This window comes from Paenibacillus solani, assembly GCF_050475945.1.
In the GTDB taxonomy this organism is placed as follows: domain Bacteria; phylum Bacillota; class Bacilli; order Paenibacillales; family Paenibacillaceae; genus Paenibacillus_AQ; species Paenibacillus_AQ solani_A.
In genome coordinates this window covers 90,508-107,476 of the sequence record NZ_JBCMXJ010000026.1, presented here as the reverse complement: position 1 = coordinate 107,476, position 16,969 = coordinate 90,508, and the positions used below count along the sequence as shown (strand labels likewise).

Here is a 16,969-nt window from a genome sequence, read left to right as displayed (position 1 = left end):
CTCCAGCCTATATTCATAGATTATTAGATATGGGTAACATAGGAATCTTTCAATCTATGAATAGGTTTGCCAAGAAGGCCCGAGGATAGACGTCTGCTACTAGAAAATTAAGGGCTTTTAAAAAAAGAGATGGACCCAAACAAACGAGGGTCCATCTCTCATTATCTATATGATGCCGCCTTTGGCTTAGTAAGCCAGTGTGAACAAACCATTGATGTGGGACAGGTAACGCATGTTACTTGCCTCTTTCATCAAGGTTGCAGGCAGACCTTTCAATTGAGTCTTGTTAGCGCCAATGGTGCCGATGGCATCTTTACGTCCCAAACTGCCAAGCGTACCGGAGAATACCGGGTTGAAGGAAGCTGGTGCGCCGCCATTCAATTGAGCGAAGATATTGTAGCCGATCAGCTCGCCCATCTGCCATGCCAGCTGTGCTGTTGGAGGATATGGACGACCTTCAGGTCCCATAACCACAGCGCTGTCGCCAGCAACGTATACATCAGGGTGGGATGCGGATTGCAGGAATTCGTTAACCACTGCACGTCCACGATTTACTTCGATGCCGCAGTTAGCCACAACGGAGTTGCCCTGAACGCCGCCAGTCCATACCAAGGTGCTGGTTTCGATCGTGCTGCCGTCCTTCAGCTCAACGGTAGTACCGTCCATTTTGGTAATCGGCAGACCTGTCAGGAAGTTTACACCGCGTTTTTGCAGGCTTGTTGTCGCACGGTCAACCAGTTCAGCAGGGAAGCCCGGCAGAATGGAAGGAGCTGCTTCAACGCAATAGAGCGTGATTTCTTGTGGATCGATACCGTATTTGCGAGCAAGCTCGCTTCTCATATCGGCATATTCACCAACCAGCTCAACGCCTGTCAAGCCGCCGCCGCCAACCACGATAGTAGCGTCCGCTTTGTTCTTGGTTTTGCTGTATTCCGCAATACGGGATTCCACATGAGCATGCAGACGGTTAGCATCGTTCACGGACTTCAGAATGAAGCTGTTCTCCTGCAGCCCTGGGATGCCGAAGAATGCTGTTTCACTGCCCAGTGCGATAACCAAGGCATCATAAGTGAAGTTTCCGCCGTCGTCGAGGGAAACCGAACGCTCATCCGGCTTGATTTCCTTCACGTTTCCGATGCGCAGGTCCACGTTCGCGCCGCGAAGAAGCTTATCGAGTGGCAAAGCTACTGCTTTCTCTGCAATGTTGCCTGCTGCCAGACGGTGCAATTCCGTAATGATCTGATGGGTTGGGAAACGGTTGATCAGCGTGATTTTTGCAGCCGCACCAAAATGCTCGCGTGCAGAAAGAGCGCTCAATAAACCGCCATAGCCTCCGCCCAAAATTAAAATATGTTTAGACATGACCATCCTCCGTTCTTCGTATGATTTTATGGATTAACGCTTGTTTTGTTGGTCGCGTTCGTTAAGAACGTCCAAAAAAGCCTGAGCATAGCGAAGACCCTTTTGCACTTGAGGATCTTTCAGCATTTTCATCAGACCAAACACGCCAATCTGAGCTTGATCGCCTTGAGCGTGTACACGGTCTCCGGCTTCGATGGCTGCAGATGCAACGCTTTTTGCTGTTGTCGTGATCGGCTTCGCGAATCCGCTAAGGGAAGCCATGGTGTCTTCCGCAAGAACGGGGTCCGTAGCTACGGATTTACCGAAGTCATAAGCTTTTGTCATAACTGCCAGCATTTCCGTAAGTTTCGGAAGATTGTCCACGAGAGTTGTGAGTGATTCCTGAACCTCAGGCTTGAGCAGTTGTTCGAGCAGCACATCAGGACGGCTGGACGCCGCAGCTTCTTGGTTTCCTACAACGTTTTCCGAATTTTCGGACGGCTGTGGAGATGATGTTTCTGTCATAAAGTATTGCCTCCTTTTCTTTAAGTGAATTCCCAAGATGAACTTGGCGACGATCGAACCGGCTACCTTTAATTTGAAGATACCCGGTTTCTATTATGCATCACTTACAAAAGTCGAACTTATGGGTGACCCATTATCGCCAAAATAAAGCAGGGGGATGAAATCCCCCTCCTCTAATCTGAAACAATCGTTGGGATTGTGATAAATATCTCAAGTACTAGTCTATAACTTGTGCAGCATAATTACAAATAGAAATTGCAAATTCAGATTACAACGCAAGAACGCGATACTCGCTTTCTTTATATGTCACTTTTGTAACAGGTTTTCCGGAAAAGTCAAGCGCCTCCCTCAGCGGAATCCAAGCGGTTCCACCGATTAAGTGAATCTCCGAAGACACCGGTCTCTCCCCTGTTTGCAAGGGAAACAGCAAGCCCCCCACCGGGTCTGCTTCCCAGCGTTTCCCTGCCAGGGATACCTGCACGGTCTTGGTATGAGGCTTCCAGGACACGCTTCCGCCGAGCCGTTCTACCAAAGAGCGCAGCGGAACCATCAATCGGCCGTCAACCAATCTATATTCACCTGCCGCGAACGCCGTTTCCATGCCTCCGAACTCCACGGCAAGCATCCGTCCACTCTCAAATAATGCAGCATTGACTGCAACATGCTCGTTAATCCACTGTTTCGATGGCTGCGAAGCCTTTTGGGCAGACGACTTAGGACGAAATTGAACCGGTTGGGTTTCCGTAGTAAGAACCTCAAAGGCATAGCCTAGTTTTTTATAGTACGAGATGATACCAGGCAGAGCTTTTATGCTTTCGGCATGTCCTTTGCCATCATGAAGGAGCACAATTGCCTCATTACCATTCACTTTCGTGGTTGCCCCTTTCAAGATATCCTTGGCTGGAACGCCCCTGTACTTGGAATCGCCGCTGTCCACGTTCCAATCGAATACATGATATCCCCCCTGCTTCATGTATTGAAAATAGGCTTCATCAAAATGTCCGGCCGTTCCCCCGGGCGCCCGCACCAGCTGCGGCCGTTCGCCCGTGATCAAACGGATGATTTCCTCCGTCTTCTTTATCTGTCCCCAAAAATCCTGAAAACGTCCATAGAGCTCGTCATAACGATGATCATAGGAATGATTGCCAATCGCGTGCCCTTCCTCATAGATCCGGTTAATAATCTCGGGGCGAGTCTCCGCTTCTTTTCCCACTACAAAAAACGTGCCCTTAATGCCTTCCCGCTTTAAAATATCCAACACCTCAAGCGTTAAATCCGATGGCCCGTCATCAAATGTCAGATACACCGTCTTCTCCGTTTGTTTCTTATATGAAACAGGTGCGGCGTTCACAGCCGATGCGCCCTTGCTTGCAGGGATGATTTTCGGCTTGTTTGTTTCATACGCCTTCACTTGTATATTTTGCTGAGATACTGCCACGGGTGCCGAAGCCATAGAAGGTTGTTCTACATACATATCCACCGGTTGCTCGTTTGAAAGCCCCGTACCTATCATGATCAACACTGCCAAAATGCCGAATATTACCGCAATCGCTGTTACCCGCACCATACTTTTCATTATCAACTCTACCTCCATCGTTTCTATGAGTTCGGCTTCTTGATAGATTATATGGAGGGTCTTATAAAAAAAGACTAGATTTTGATAACTCGTTTCAAATAGCTGGAACCTCATTATTCTGCAATAAAAACACCGGGTGGTGCATACTATGGCGACAGATAACCGTTAACTAAAATGGTTCATGCGATATTATCCTAAGGACCTTGATTTCGAAGCGCCCTAGTTATGTTTTTATAAAAAAACGGTCCCTTATGATGCCTGTCCAGGCATGCATAGGGACCGTTCTTCATATAGCTATGACAGCACGGCTGCGAGCACAGCCTCAACATGGCCCTTCACTTTCACTTTCCGCCATTGTGCTGCCAGCTTTCCGTTCTCGTCAATCAAAAAGGTTGACCGAACAATGCCCATGTACTCACGGCCGAACATTTTCTTCATCTGCCACACACCAAACATATCGCTGACCTTATGCTCCTCATCAGACAAGAGCAAGTAGGGCAGACTATGTTTATCGATGAATCTGGTGTGGGATTTCGGCGGATCCGGACTAATGCCGATAACAACTGCACCAGCTTGCTCCAAAGCACTAAAATTATCCCTGAAGCTGCAAGCTTCTTCGGTACAGGTTGGAGTCATGTTCTTGGGGTAGAAAAAAAGCACAACCTTACGCCCGCGAAAATCACTTAATGCTATCTCTTCCCCATTCGAAGCCGGGAGTGAAAAATCTGGCACCTGGCTTCCGATGGTCCACTCTACTTTATCTACCATATTTTGTTCGCCTCCTGATGAATGGGACTTAAATCCGCAAAATTGATTGTCTTTTCTAAAAAAATTATAATAGAATGTATGTCGAATGTTCAAATGTTCTATCGAATGTATCATCAGCGTAATCCGAAAGGAAGAACTTAATGACCAAAAAAACAAAGAAAATGATTATATGGATTGTGAGTATCATACTGGCCGCCGTCATTGGCTACGGAATTTATTATGGAGTATCTTTCTACGATAGCTTGCAAGGTCTTCAGAAATCGGGAGAAGCCTCCCCTTTTAAGGAAATTGAAAAGGTGGATGCCAAAGTCCCTGCGCCACCGGAGTGGGAAGGAACCGAGATGGTTAACATTCTCATCATGGGCGTTGATGCACGCGGGTTCGAAGAAGGCGAGATTCCCCGCTCTGACAGCATGCTTGTAGCCTCCATTGATCCGGTAAAGAAAAAAATGTACTTATTCTCTATTTTGCGCGATACCTATGTGGAAATACCCGGACAAAAGAGCCGAAATCGAATCAATACAGCCATTACTCACGGTCCGAATACGGCCATGAAGGCGGTTGGAGATCTGCTCGGCATGCCGATTCAATACTATGTCTACACCGATTTCCAAGGCTTCATGAAGTTGGTCGATTCAGTCGGTGGGGTTGATTTCTATGTTGAGAAGGACATGAGCTATTCCAGTAAGGCAGACAAGAATGAATATGACATTGATCTGAAGCAGGGCATGCAGCATCTCGACGGTAATTCAGCGCTTCAGTACGTCCGGTTCCGCTATGATGCGATGGGCGATTTTACCCGCACAGAACGTCAACGCGAGCTGCTAAAAGCAGTAGCCAAGAAAATGCAAACCACCACTTCGATCATGAAACTGCCTGACATCCTGAAATCCGTCAGCCCGTATATTGATACCAATCTTGAGGTCGAAGATATGTGGAAGCTCGCCAATGTCGCATACAAGAGCAGCATGAGCGGCAGTGAGCAGGTGCCTCCTATGAAGCTGCTGAAAGAAGAACATATCGGCGGGGCTGCCGTCTTAACGGTTGGCAATTCAGATAGGCTGAAACAGTATATCCAAGATATCATAAACCCGCCAACACCAGATCCTGTGAATGAAGACAGCCAGGACGCAGAAGGTAATTCTGAGAGCAATCCTTCTGAAAGTTCAACAACTCCGTCATCAGTGACGGACCGCAACTAATACACTATTGGATCAGGACAGGGCGCTATGTCATTTTAGCTTCCTGTCCTGCTTCATGAAGAAAGGGAGTTTAATTAATATGTCAGCATCCAGAAACCGTTCAGAATCACTGTATCAAGAAGCGCTTCAGCATATCGTGGGAGGCGTAAATAGCCCTTCCCGTTCATTTAAAGCCGTCGGAGGCGGTGCTCCTGTGTTTATGAAACGTGCAAGCGGCGCCCACTTTTGGGACGAGGACGGCAACCGGTACATCGATTATTTAGCAGCCTATGGCCCGATCATAACCGGACATGCCCATCCGCATATTACGGAGGCGATCACGGCAGCAGCCCAAAACGGCACCCTGTACGGAACGCCGACGGAGCTTGAGATCACCCTGGCCAAAATGCTGAAGGAAGCTATTCCATCCATGGATAAGGTGCGTTTCGTCAATTCCGGCACCGAGGCTGTCATGACAACCATTCGGGTTGCCCGCGCGTACACCAAACGCAACAAAATTATTAAATTTGCCGGCTGTTACCATGGCCATTCCGATCTCGTCCTTGTGGCTGCAGGCTCTGGCCCTTCCACGCTTGGCATTCCGGATAGTGCAGGTATCCCTACAAGCATCGCAACGGAAGTTATTACCGTTCCCTTCAACGATTTGGAAGGCCTGCAAGCTGCCCTTGACAGATGGGGCGATGATGTCGCCGCCGTTATGGTGGAGCCGATCGTCGGCAACTTCGGGATGGTGATGCCGCAGCCTGGATTCCTGGAAGGCTTATGCAAGATGGCGCACGACAACGGCTCGCTTGTCATTTATGACGAAGTCATCAGTGCTTTCCGCTTCCATTACGGCTCAGCCCAATCTTATGCAGGCTTAGCCAATCATGAAGCGATTCAGCCGGATCTTACGGCTCTTGGCAAAATCATTGGCGGCGGACTCCCGATTGGCGCTTATGGCGGCCGCAAACACGTCATGGAACAAGTTGCACCGCTTGGCCCGGCTTATCAGGCTGGAACCATGGCCGGCAATCCTGCATCCATCGCGGCCGGAATCGCCTGCCTGGAGGTACTGCAGGGTGAAGGCGTATATGAAGAAATGGAGCGTTTAACGATCAAGCTGACAGAAGGCTTACAGGCATCCGCAGACCGCCACGGTGTCCCGCTTACGATTAATCGCATCCGCGGCTCCTTCTCCACTCACTTCTGCGATCATCCGGTAACGAACTATGATGAAGCACAGGATACCGACGGCGAAGCATTCGCGGCATTCTTCCGCCATATGCTGGATCGCGGTGTGAACCTCGCTCCTTCCAAATACGAGGCGTGGTTCATGACCACGGCTCACACGGATGTCGACATTGAAGCGACGCTAGAGGCAGCGGAGGAATCCTTCAAGGCTATGAAGAAATAACTTAACTAAATTCAATGGCGTAAAGGAGATTTCCTTATGAAAAAACGCTTGAACAAGTTATAACATGCTCGATATCCATACCATGCTTCTACGGTCCGGATTCGCGGACCTCCTGACCTGTCCGATTGATTCATCCGTAATCTAATCTAATTAGGAATAAGGAGGCTGGATACATGAGAAGCGAACAAGAAATGATAGATTTGGTATTGGGCTACGCAGTCCGCGACGAACGTGTTCGGGCCGTGACCCTGGAAGGCTCCAGAACGAATCCCAACGTGCCAAAGGATATTTTTCAAGATTACGATATCAGCTTTCATGTGACGGACATGGACAGCTTCATTCAGGATCCAAGCTGGATTGACGTTTTCGGAGAACGGTTGATTCTGCAGACGCCGGAAGATATGGCCTTGTTTCCCCCGGATCTCGGAGGCTGGTTCTCGTACCTGATGTTGTTTACCGACGGCAACCGAATCGACATGACCCTAATTCCTATCGAGGACAAGGAGAAATACTGTAAGGGGGACAAACTGATCCAGATTTTATTGGATAAAGATCAGTCCTTCCCTAAGGTTCCTGCTCCGTCAGATGAGGATTTCTGGGTACAGCGCCCGTCTGCGGCATTCTTCGCTGATTGCTGCAACGAGTTCTGGTGGGTATCTACGTATGTGGCCAAAGGCTTGTGGCGGAAAGAAATACTGTACGCCCAAGACCATCTTCACAACATCATACGGCCGATGCTGATGAAAATGCTGGAGTGGCAGGTTGGCACACAGACCGATTTCTCGCTCAGCGTGGGCAAGAACGGGAAGTACTTGAAAAACTACCTGTCTCCCGGCAGCTGGAATGAGCTGATGTCCACATACCCTCGCGGAACTTACGAAGAGGTGTGGGATGCGCTGTTTGCGATGGGCAGACTGTTCCGTGGAACTGCGCTAGATGTTGCTGACCAGCTTGGCTTTAAGTATGATAGCGAGCAGGACCAGCGCGTATCGGGCTTCCTGCAGCATGTCCGGCAGCTGCCAGTGGATGCCAAGGAAATCTATTGATTTTACGGAAACAGCGGCTCCCTTGATCCCATCGTCGAACCGGGAGCCGTGCCCGAAGAAGACTGATCATAGTTCCGATTCATATTCCCGATACCTACATGAATAAGCAAAAAGAGAGACGCCACTCCGGCGTCTCTCTTTTTTGTAATGCAATACTCGCTATAATCCGATTCAGGGTTGCCACCCCTTAGTTCTGTTCAATTTTATCAAAGAAGTTCTCCTGAACCAACTTGGCTGTATCGTCCAGCTGTTTCTTGGAATCCATGCCTTCCTTTGAGAACGATTCCTGCACGACGTTGGACATCTCGGCATAATAATCCTGCGTGCCAAATTGCGCTTCCGTTTTGCCTTCTAACAGGCTAAAGAGCTGCGGATCATATTTGTAGACATTGTCGTACTTATCGTAGATGGCTTTCACCTTCGCAGCATACTCGGAATCATCGCTAAAATACTCGAGTGGCGTTGGTACAAAGTATTTGCCTTCGGCTTTGCGGGCATTAATCGTATCCTCCACCGATTTCAGCGCATCGTCCGTAAAATAATCAAATGTAATGTAACGGAATGCCATTTCCTGCTCTTCCTTAGTGGCATTCGGGTTAATGACCAGATAATTGCCGCCCAATATGCCGTGGTGCGCTCCACCCTTCTCCATTGCAGGCATCGGATACGCAATCACATCCTCAGGCTTCATACCACCCTCATTTAGTGCTGGCTGAATCACGTCAAATGCGCCTGCAATGACCATGGCTGTGCGTCCTTGCTGGAACGAACTAATCGCATCGCCCCAACCGAGGGCCCAGTCCTGCGGAATGGCATTTGCTTCCCATCTTAGCTTCTTGTAGAAATCCAACGCCTTCACACCGGCTTCCGAGTTAAACACTGCTTTCACTTTGCCGTCTTCGTTCACTTCGATGTCCCCGCCAGCTTCAAACAAGAAATTGGTCCAGTTCCAACCAGCTTCATTGCCCTTACCCATCGGGGCGATTCCAGATATGCCGGCTTTCGGGTCCGCAGCGTCTTTCGCAGTGTTATACATATCGTCCCATGTCCAATCCAGCGGCGGAACGGGTACGCCCTTTGCATCCAGCAGCTTCTTATTCACGACCGTAGACGTAATATAACCATTCTGCGTTACGCCGTACACCTTGCCATCCACGATGAATTGATTCTGCAGCACGGGATTCATGTCGTCCTTGTACTCCCAATTGTTCCAAAACTCCGTGATGTCGGCCACCCAGCCCCGCTCCACGAGCAGCTGTGCCTCCGTAGCCCAGGTGTTATAGAAGGTCGGCGCTTCATTTGAAGCCATCTTCACTCCAATTTCGTTGACACTGTACTGCCAATCGTCCTTCACGATAGTCACGTTCGGATATTTCGCCTGGAAACGGGCGATTTTGTCATCCTCCTGCTGACGCAGCGTCGTGTCATCCGGCAGCGGATAATGAACCTTGATCGTGATCTTTTTGTCCGCGATGTCCTCCTTCGGTTCCTCCGTCTGCGTCGTGGTCGTTTCTCCCGAGTTGGTTGTCCCTCCCTCTTTATTCGTGACCTCCGGCGCCGCTTTGCCGCCGCCGCACGCGGCGAGCAAGGAGCTGAACAGCATAAGGCAGATCAGTAGTGCTGAGAACTTGCGCATGGATACTCCCCTTTTCCTTATTGAGTTGATAATGTTTCCTATTTCCATCATAAAATCGAAATCCCGAAAGGACGATGTGCATTCATATGACGATCATGTGCATGGCTACGATCGTGTATGTGGTCCCCTACCCTTTGACGGCTGAGAGACTGACGCTGCGCATAATAAATTTCTGGAATACCAGAAATACGAAGATCGGCGGCACCATTACCATGAACAGAATTGAGAATTTGATGCTGCTGTCCAAGCTCCTCGCATTGATAACATACTTGTAAATCGCCGTAGCCAGCGTGTATTTATCCTGTGTCTGCATAACGAGCGACGGCCAGAACCAGTCATTCCATGCCGTGGAGAAAGTAAAGATTGCGAGCGTTGCGAAGATCGGAACGGACAGCGGAATGGCGATCCGCAGGAAACTGCTTATCTCCGAAGCACCGTCGATGCGCGCTGCCTCGAATATCTCCGGATGAATGCCGTCAAAGAAGTTTTTGATGAGCAGGAAGAAGTACGCGTTCGCTCCAGCCGGCAGCCAGAAGGCCCAGTAGGTATTCAGCAAACCGAGCTCCTTCAAATTAACGAAATTCGGAATCATATAGCTCGACGCTGGAATGAATAAGGTCATCAGAATGAAGAAATAGATGGCCCGGTGATAGGGAACCCGAATGCGGGAAATGCTGAATGCTGCCATGCCTAACACCAGAATCGTGACCAGCAGATTGCCGCCGAAAATAAGCAGCGTATTCTTCAGGAACATTGGCAGATCGATGTATGCCCACCCCTTCGGAAAGTTATCCCAATGCCATTCTGATGGGAAAAAGCGCGGCGGAAACGTGTTGATTTCCTGATTGCTCTTCAATCCGTTGAACATCGTCATGCCGATCGGGTACAACATCGTGAAGGTCATCACGGCAATACACAGCACCATAAACCCGTAAACCGCTTTATTCCACGGTTTTCTCAAATCTGAAGCGGACAGTATGCCTCTCTCTTTCATCCTAGTACTCCTCCCTGTTCATCTTGAATTGCAGGACGCCCAGCAAGCTCAGCACAAGGAACATTAAGATGCCCATCGCGGTCCCCGCTCCGTAATCCAGCTGGTTAAACGCATACTTAACGGTAAGCAGCGCATAGGTGAGCGTGGCTTTGTTCGGTCCGCCGTCCAGCATGGCCAGCTGCGATTGATAGGCCTGCGAAGTACCGATCAGTTGCAGAATCAGCATGAGCATAATCAAATTGCGCATCGAGGGGAGCGTAATGTACTTGATCCGTGCCCATACGCCCGCGCCATCGATCTCAGCGGCCTCATACCAATCTTTCGGGATGCTAAGCACGCCAGCCAGATAGATTAACATCGCTGAGCCGAATTGCTGCCATGTCTCCATCACGACAAGCGACACCATGGAGAAGCGGCTATCCGATATGAATGACACCGGTTCTGCCCCGAAGAAGCCGAACAGGGCGTTGATCGGACCAACAGGATCATACATCCATCTCCACATGCCGTAGAGAACGACGCCGGGCACGACAAACGGAAGATACGCCGCAATCCGGGCGAAGCCCTGGAACAGCTTCAGCTCCGAGATGGCAATGGACGCGGCAATGGGCACCCAGAAGCCGATCACAAGCGTTAACAGCATGAAATACAAGGTATTTCTAACGGAATGTAGCAGGTCTGGGTTGCTCAGAACCTTGGCATAATTATCGAATCCTACAAAGGTGTTTCCTTTGACAAAATCGATATGAAAAAAGCTGTAAAAGATCCCTTTGAAAATCGGCACCCACAAAAAGACAACAAAGATCGCAATCGCCGGCACGAGGAACAAATACCCCCATAAATACTTTCTCCACAGCGGCTTTCGCTTGTGCTCCATTTGGGTGTGATAACCGGGCTCTATCCGAGCCTGGCCTTGTGGCATGGCCGTTTCTTCCATCTGACTCCCTCATTCCTTTTATTCAATGTCTAGCTTTTATTGTAAAAAAGCAGGGGAGTCTTCGAACATGTCTAAAACTATGTGAAGTATAACCGTTCTTACTTCTTTAGCTCGCTCGGGCTGACGCCGTAGTATTTTTTAAAGATTTTGCTAAAATGTTCGGGGGATTCATAGCCGACCCGTTCTGCAATCTCGTACCGGCGGAGATCCGTGCTCAGGATCAGAGACCTGCTCTCCTCCATCCGCAGCTTCACCACATATTCCCATAAACTACTGCCGGTATATTTTTTGAACAGATAACTCAAATAGTTAGGGCTCACGTGATTATTCTTGGCTACCTCGTGAATCGTCAATCCCTTCTGGCGGTAATGATCCTCAATATATTGCCTCGTATTCTCCACGATCCGGTTGCTTTGGCTCGAGAGCACCTCCTGCGATGTTTCCTGGGCATAGTTATGCCAATTGAAATCCCCATAATAAAACACATGGAAATCGTGCAGCTGCTCGCTCCACAACATCGCCTTGTCCGCCTGGCGGCTGAGCACACTCAAAAATTCCGGTCCCCTCAATATCTGGCTGATACCTACGGTACAGCTCTGTTTCAGATGCAGCTCCACATGATGGTGCAGGCTCCGGCCGATCATCTCCAAATGATGGATTTTCCCGCTTGCGTTCTCCTCCATTTCCTGCTCGCTCCATTGAAGGACGATGTTGACGTCCCGTTCCGGCGAATAGAATACCAAGGTCTGCGCCTCCTGCTCCAGAAGCTCCTTGGCGATATTCAGCGCTGCATATTGGATCAGGCTTATATCATGCCTAGTAAAAGGTGCGCTTCTCTCTCCCGTCAGGTCCAGCTTCATCTTAATGACCGCAAAATAGGGTCCAATCAAGCCTAACTCCGACTCGTCAGATTCAGCTTGATCGGACTGACTCGACTCCATCGAGAGCCGCTGATTCAGCTGCTCTACTCGTTCGGACGGAGGCTCCTCCATCCGAAAATGCTCGTTATCGGCCAAGAGAAACTGCTCAACCTGAGGCGCAGAGCGATCCATCTTGAGCAGCACGCTGCGGACCGAATCCAAAAACTGCTCGCTATCCAGCGGCTTGATCAAATAATCCTTGGCTCCGAGCTGAAGCGCCCGCTGCGCATATTGAAATGTTTCATGGGCTGAAATGATGATCGTCTGAACCCATGGCTTTATGATCTTCGCCTGCTGCATCAGCTCAATACCGTTCATCTCGCCCATCTGAATATCGGTGACCAGCAGATCGATATCTCCCATTCGTATGTAATCCAGCGCTTCTTGCCCACTGTATGCCGTTGCAATCCCTTCAATCGCAAGCCCCGAGGACGTTAACAGTCCGGCCAAGCCTTTACAAATTAAAGGTTCGTCATCTACCACTAAAATGTTATACATCAGGAAACCTCCTGTTCGATTGTGGTAATGGTTGTTGTTTCTGTTCGGGGAATCGTAATCGTCACACGTGTTCCCCCTTCTTCCCTTGGTTCATATTGCAGCCCATAGCGGCTGCCGAAGTGCAGCCGGATCCGCTCCTGAATATTGCGGATGCCATAGCCAAGCGAAGGGTCCGGCGCTTCATCATGGAGCAGTCTGCGGATAGATTCGTAATTCACGGGGCGGAAGCCGTTGTCTTCAATGACGATCCGACAGCAATCATGCTCCTGGTGGCCTGAAATCCGGATGATACCGTCCTCGCCCATATTTTTAATGCCATGAATAATCGCGTTCTCCAGGAGTGGCTGCAGCATAATCTTCGGCACCTGATTTACCAGCAATCCCTCCGGAACATCCCAGCTTACGGTAAACTGATAGTCATAACGGTTCAGTTGAAGGTTGACATAAGCTCCCGCATGCTCAAGCTCTTCGCCAAGCGTAATAAGGTCACGGCCCCGGCTGAGACTGATCTTCATCAATTTGGATAAATCCTTAATCATCTCTGCTGACTCGGTATTCCCTTCCATCGTGCTCTTCCAGTAAATGCTCTCCAAAGTGTTGTACAGCAAATGGGGATTGATCTGCTGATAGAGCAGCTGCAGCTGCGCTTCCTTCTGCTTCAAATCCATATCGTATTTGTAATGGATCAAATCATTCAAACGGCGGGCCATATCGTAGATCGTGGAGATGAGCACACTCACTTCATCTTTTCTGCGTCGATACGGGGTTTCCGGCACGACATTGCCCGGTTCGTACCTTCGTACGAAATGTGCCAGCTTCTGGAGCGGCGTCATCAGCGACTGCCAGAAGTAGAAGATGATAATGAGTCCAACAACAAAATAAGCGATGGAAATGACCTGAATAACACGCTTCATTTCGCTTTGCTGGGCAAGCAGCGTTTTGACAGGTACCTTGTAGACAAGCTTCTGCTGGAGCACATAGTTATAATCGATGACATAGATGAAATCCGACGTAATCACATCCATGACGCCAATCATCGAATGACCCATATCCGCTTCGGTTGGCAGCTCCAGCTTCCCCGCTATGCCTTTTACAGAGGAAGTCAGAATATTGTCGTTCCAGTCTGTAAAATAAAGCTCTCCATCCGGTATTGACACGGTCGATAATGACTCGCCAATGCGTGCATCCAAATTTGTGACCACCAGAACGCCAATGGTCCCTCCCTTATAAATGTTGTTCACGGCCCGCACATAGCTTAATGTCTCTTCATCCTGGCGCCCTTGCACCGGGGGTGACAAATTCGCCATGCGTTTAAGATACCCGTTCCCTTTCATTGCCACCGCTTCATCAAACCAGGCGGGCTTCTCCTTCTCGTCGGAGAAAAAATACACGCCCGCCTTTCTGCGGTCAGGGTAGTACGGAGCAAAAAAATAGTTGTTATCCGGGTCATACACATAGAGCGAGTAATAGACCGGTTCACGCTCATCGGTCTCCTGGGAGAAGGACAGCAGCATCTTTTCAAGCCGCTCATAATTTTTTACGCGCTCCAGTACGGTACTGTCGGCAAATATATCGAGCTGCTGGATTTGCGAGTTTTGGATGACGGTGGATGTCACCTTGTTAACGGTTTCTATATCCCGGTTAATCAGCTTGAAATTTTGCTTGTTCAGTTCGATATAGGCATTAGTCACATGACTCTTTAGGATTTGACCAGCCATGGAATTCCCGTAAGCGTTCAGCGCAAACAACGGGATGACCAGCACCAGGAATAGCAGGATCATCTGCTGTTTGATATTCATGCGGCGAAGCGGATTTTTGAAACGATTCCTCATCGGTCCTAGCACCTCCGGCTTTCTCAAGCATAGCAACAATCCAGCGGCACCAGCGTATGCATTTCTACGGAAATGATGCGCATATATACGATGGAGCAGGAAGTTACAAGTTGAGTTATTAGCCTTGGGACTGGTGATTTCCTGCTAAACTGGCAGGGCAGTGTGGAATTGTCTTAATTGGCGTTTTTGGGACGGCTAAGCATCCACCATATAAAAATCCCCATGCAGGTCCTGTTGGACACAGCATGGGGGTGCGGATATCTATGAATTCATATTTTCTCTTTTAAAACGGAAAAAACAGCGGCAGCGCAGCCATCATCACGAGTCCGATCACAATCTGGAGCGGCAGCCCGACTTTGACATAGTGACTGAATTTATACCGTCCTGCCGACATGACAAGTGCGTTCGGCGGTGTAGAGAACGGCGAAGCAAAACACATGCTTGCTCCGATAGAAACCGCGAACAGAAATGGATATGGACTGGCCCCCATCTGAATTGCAGCCGTTAAGGCAATCGGGGCAAACAATACGGCGCACGCTGTGTTGCTGATAAACATGGTCAATAGCGAAGTCGTAAAATATACGCCAGCCAGCAGTGCAAGCGGCCCGTAACTGCCCAGGGATTGAACCAGCATATCTGAAATCATCGTGGCTGCCCCTGTCTTCTCGATCGCAATAGACATCGGAATCATACCGCCAATCAGCACGATGCTTTCCCAGTTGACCGTCTTGTAAGCTTCCTCCATATTACGTACGCAACCAAACACAACCATTAATACTGCCGCAATCATAACGGAAGCTACGGCAGGAATCCATTCGGTCACGAGCAGAATCACCATCAGCAGCATAATCCCTGCTGCAATCGGCGCTTTATGATCCATCGTCACTTTGCGTGATTCCTCTGCTGGCTGTCCAACCACAACCACATCCGTTTGCTCGGCAGCCAGCAGTGCAATGTCCTTCCAGGTGCCCTGGACGAGGAGCGCATCGCCAAAGCGCATTTTCTCCTCCTTGAGATGGTTCAGCAAGTACTGTTCTTTTCGCTGAATGCCCAAAATATTAACCCGGTACTTCTCACGGAATCCCGAATGCTTAACAAGCCGACCAATCAGACGGGACGAGGGGGTCAGCATGACTTCGGCAATACCGACATCACTCGTGGCGTATTGTGATTCTTCTACATGCTTTCGATGCTCAGGCACACCCTGATCCAGCATAACAAGCCCATACGTCTCAGCAAACTCGGCCGCCTTCTCGAACGGACCGTTCACATAGAGAATATCGTCTTCTTCAATTACCGTCTCAGGACCCGCGATTTCCTGATTAATTGTTTTGAAGAATTGATTCTTGGCCGACATTTTGCGGCGGATCTCAATAACATTGATTTCGAATTTCGCTGGAATATCCAGCTCCCTCAGGGTCTTGGACCGTATGGAGGAGTCTGCCAGAACCTGTATCCGATACAGATTCTGGGTCAGCTGATACTGCTTGGCGAGTTCCCGAAGTGACCGCCCATGCTTGCTGGTGTTTCGCCCTTCTTCATTGCTGGGAAGAAAACGGCGCAGAAACAATATCGCTAAAATCCCCGTTACCAGACAGACCAGACCAATCGGCAAGAAGGAGAAGAATGATAATCTTTCATAGCCTCCGTTAATAAGCGCTTCCTGAATAACCAGGTTCGGCGGTGTTCCGATCAGCGTCAACATGCCGCCAAGACTGCTCGCGAAAGCCAGAGGCATCAGCAGCCGCCCCGGATTAATCTCGGCGCTGTATGCCAGACTGACAACGATGGGCAGCATCACGGCTACGGTTCCGGTATTGCTGACGAATCCGCCAATAAGCGACGTCACCAGCATGACCATAATCAACAGCTTTGTCTCGCTCCCACCGCCTAGTTTAAGCAGCTTGCCGCTTGCCATTTTCGCGAGCCCTGTCTGAAAGATCCCTCCGCCCACGACAAACAAGCCGATCATCATAATGACAACCGAATTGGAAAAGCCCGACAGTGCTTCCGCTGGGCTCAGGATATCCGTAAGCATAAGTACCATCAACACGCCAATTGCGACCAAATCCGACCGTACTTTTCCCGACATGAACAATACGGACGCCACGGCTAACACAGATAACGTCACGATCATCGGTGTATTCATTGCTTTGTTCCCCCTATAATGCCATATCTATGTTTCTCCAAGATTCGACATCCAGATAGCCTTCTCCTGCCCATCCTGCGTTTATTCAATCATAGGCATCCGCAAAAGAAAAAACTGCAACGGCCTTCACGCATCCGTTGCAGTTTATA

13 protein-coding genes are annotated in these 16,969 nt (G+C 49.4%); 3 read left to right on the top strand and 10 right to left on the bottom strand.

Annotated features, from left to right (window positions below):
• Window positions 1-186: 186 nt before the first annotated feature.
• The 4 genes from ABEQ74_RS28420 to bcp all read right to left on the bottom strand — a co-directional run bounded on the left by ABEQ74_RS28420 (window position 187) and on the right by bcp (window position 4,210).
• Window positions 187-1,362: an NAD(P)/FAD-dependent oxidoreductase gene (locus ABEQ74_RS28420; RefSeq protein WP_430125547.1), complete on the bottom strand. Its 1,176-nt coding sequence runs from the start codon at window positions 1,360-1,362 to the stop codon at window positions 187-189.
• 33 nt (window positions 1,363-1,395) lie between these two features.
• Entirely contained in the window at window positions 1,396-1,866 is a 471-nt protein-coding gene (locus ABEQ74_RS28415) for a DUF1641 domain-containing protein (protein ID WP_054404867.1), read from the bottom strand.
• Between the two features lie 268 nt (window positions 1,867-2,134).
• Complete coding sequence (locus ABEQ74_RS28410) at window positions 2,135-3,442, bottom strand: polysaccharide deacetylase family protein (protein WP_430125546.1); 1,308 nt, start codon at window positions 3,440-3,442, stop codon at window positions 2,135-2,137.
• Between the two features lie 294 nt (window positions 3,443-3,736).
• Window positions 3,737-4,210, bottom strand: coding sequence for a thioredoxin-dependent thiol peroxidase (gene bcp, locus ABEQ74_RS28405; RefSeq protein WP_430125545.1), 474 nt, complete (start codon window positions 4,208-4,210; stop codon window positions 3,737-3,739).
• Between the two features lie 140 nt (window positions 4,211-4,350).
• On the opposite strand from bcp, the gene ABEQ74_RS28400 reads away from it, so the two are divergent.
• The 3 genes from ABEQ74_RS28400 to ABEQ74_RS28390 all read left to right on the top strand — a co-directional run bounded on the left by ABEQ74_RS28400 (window position 4,351) and on the right by ABEQ74_RS28390 (window position 7,854).
• The gene (locus ABEQ74_RS28400) at window positions 4,351-5,412 is read left to right on the top strand and encodes an LCP family protein (protein ID WP_430125544.1); all 1,062 of its coding nucleotides are present in this window, start codon (window positions 4,351-4,353) and stop codon (window positions 5,410-5,412) included.
• A gap of 79 nt (window positions 5,413-5,491) precedes the next feature.
• Window positions 5,492-6,808: a glutamate-1-semialdehyde 2,1-aminomutase gene (locus ABEQ74_RS28395; protein WP_430125543.1), complete on the top strand. Its 1,317-nt coding sequence runs from the start codon at window positions 5,492-5,494 to the stop codon at window positions 6,806-6,808.
• A gap of 173 nt (window positions 6,809-6,981) precedes the next feature.
• Window positions 6,982-7,854 carry an aminoglycoside 6-adenylyltransferase gene (locus tag ABEQ74_RS28390; protein WP_430125542.1) on the top strand — a complete coding sequence of 291 codons (873 nt, stop codon included), beginning with the start codon at window positions 6,982-6,984 and terminating at the stop codon, window positions 7,852-7,854.
• A 187-nt stretch (window positions 7,855-8,041) separates the two neighbouring features.
• Here ABEQ74_RS28390 and ABEQ74_RS28385 read toward each other — a convergent pair whose 3' ends face one another.
• The 6 genes from ABEQ74_RS28385 to ABEQ74_RS28360 all read right to left on the bottom strand — a co-directional run bounded on the left by ABEQ74_RS28385 (window position 8,042) and on the right by ABEQ74_RS28360 (window position 16,820).
• Window positions 8,042-9,490: an ABC transporter substrate-binding protein gene (locus tag ABEQ74_RS28385; protein WP_430125541.1), complete on the bottom strand. Its 1,449-nt coding sequence runs from the start codon at window positions 9,488-9,490 to the stop codon at window positions 8,042-8,044.
• 127 nt (window positions 9,491-9,617) lie between these two features.
• Entirely contained in the window at window positions 9,618-10,484 is an 867-nt protein-coding gene (locus tag ABEQ74_RS28380) for a carbohydrate ABC transporter permease (RefSeq protein WP_430125540.1), read from the bottom strand.
• A gap of 1 nt (window position 10,485) precedes the next feature.
• Window positions 10,486-11,421 (bottom strand): carbohydrate ABC transporter permease, encoded by a 936-nt coding sequence (locus ABEQ74_RS28375; RefSeq protein ID WP_430125539.1) that lies wholly within the window; start codon window positions 11,419-11,421, stop codon window positions 10,486-10,488.
• A gap of 98 nt (window positions 11,422-11,519) precedes the next feature.
• Window positions 11,520-12,839: a response regulator transcription factor gene (locus ABEQ74_RS28370; RefSeq protein WP_430125538.1), complete on the bottom strand. Its 1,320-nt coding sequence runs from the start codon at window positions 12,837-12,839 to the stop codon at window positions 11,520-11,522.
• Window positions 12,839-14,671 (bottom strand): cache domain-containing sensor histidine kinase, encoded by a 1,833-nt coding sequence (locus tag ABEQ74_RS28365; protein ID WP_430125537.1) that lies wholly within the window; start codon window positions 14,669-14,671, stop codon window positions 12,839-12,841. The genes ABEQ74_RS28370 and ABEQ74_RS28365 overlap by 1 nt, the downstream gene beginning before the upstream one ends.
• Window positions 14,672-14,954: 283 nt before the next feature.
• Complete coding sequence (locus tag ABEQ74_RS28360) at window positions 14,955-16,820, bottom strand: SLC13 family permease (RefSeq protein ID WP_430125536.1); 1,866 nt, start codon at window positions 16,818-16,820, stop codon at window positions 14,955-14,957.
• Between the last annotated feature and the right edge of the window lie 149 nt (window positions 16,821-16,969).

What these genes read in the sequence shown, in the direction of transcription:
- ABEQ74_RS28370 (WP_430125538.1), bottom strand. Translation starts at nt 12,839, where the DNA reads ATGTATAACATTTTAGTGGTAGATGACGAACCTTTAATTTGTAAAGGC.
- ABEQ74_RS28410 (WP_430125546.1), bottom strand. Translation starts at nt 3,442, where the DNA reads ATGAAAAGTATGGTGCGGGTAACAGCGATTGCGGTAATATTCGGCATT.
- ABEQ74_RS28420 (WP_430125547.1), bottom strand. Translation starts at nt 1,362, where the DNA reads ATGTCTAAACATATTTTAATTTTGGGCGGAGGCTATGGCGGTTTATTG.
- ABEQ74_RS28375 (WP_430125539.1), bottom strand. Translation starts at nt 11,421, where the DNA reads ATGGAAGAAACGGCCATGCCACAAGGCCAGGCTCGGATAGAGCCCGGT.
- ABEQ74_RS28360 (WP_430125536.1), bottom strand. Translation starts at nt 16,820, where the DNA reads ATGAATACACCGATGATCGTGACGTTATCTGTGTTAGCCGTGGCGTCC.
- ABEQ74_RS28365 (WP_430125537.1), bottom strand. Translation starts at nt 14,671, where the DNA reads ATGAGGAATCGTTTCAAAAATCCGCTTCGCCGCATGAATATCAAACAG.
- ABEQ74_RS28385 (WP_430125541.1), bottom strand. Translation starts at nt 9,490, where the DNA reads ATGCGCAAGTTCTCAGCACTACTGATCTGCCTTATGCTGTTCAGCTCC.
- ABEQ74_RS28390 (WP_430125542.1), top strand. Translation starts at nt 6,982, where the DNA reads ATGAGAAGCGAACAAGAAATGATAGATTTGGTATTGGGCTACGCAGTC.
- ABEQ74_RS28395 (WP_430125543.1), top strand. Translation starts at nt 5,492, where the DNA reads ATGTCAGCATCCAGAAACCGTTCAGAATCACTGTATCAAGAAGCGCTT.
- ABEQ74_RS28380 (WP_430125540.1), bottom strand. Translation starts at nt 10,484, where the DNA reads ATGAAAGAGAGAGGCATACTGTCCGCTTCAGATTTGAGAAAACCGTGG.
- bcp (WP_430125545.1), bottom strand. Translation starts at nt 4,210, where the DNA reads ATGGTAGATAAAGTAGAGTGGACCATCGGAAGCCAGGTGCCAGATTTT.
- ABEQ74_RS28400 (WP_430125544.1), top strand. Translation starts at nt 4,351, where the DNA reads ATGACCAAAAAAACAAAGAAAATGATTATATGGATTGTGAGTATCATA.
- ABEQ74_RS28415 (WP_054404867.1), bottom strand. Translation starts at nt 1,866, where the DNA reads ATGACAGAAACATCATCTCCACAGCCGTCCGAAAATTCGGAAAACGTT.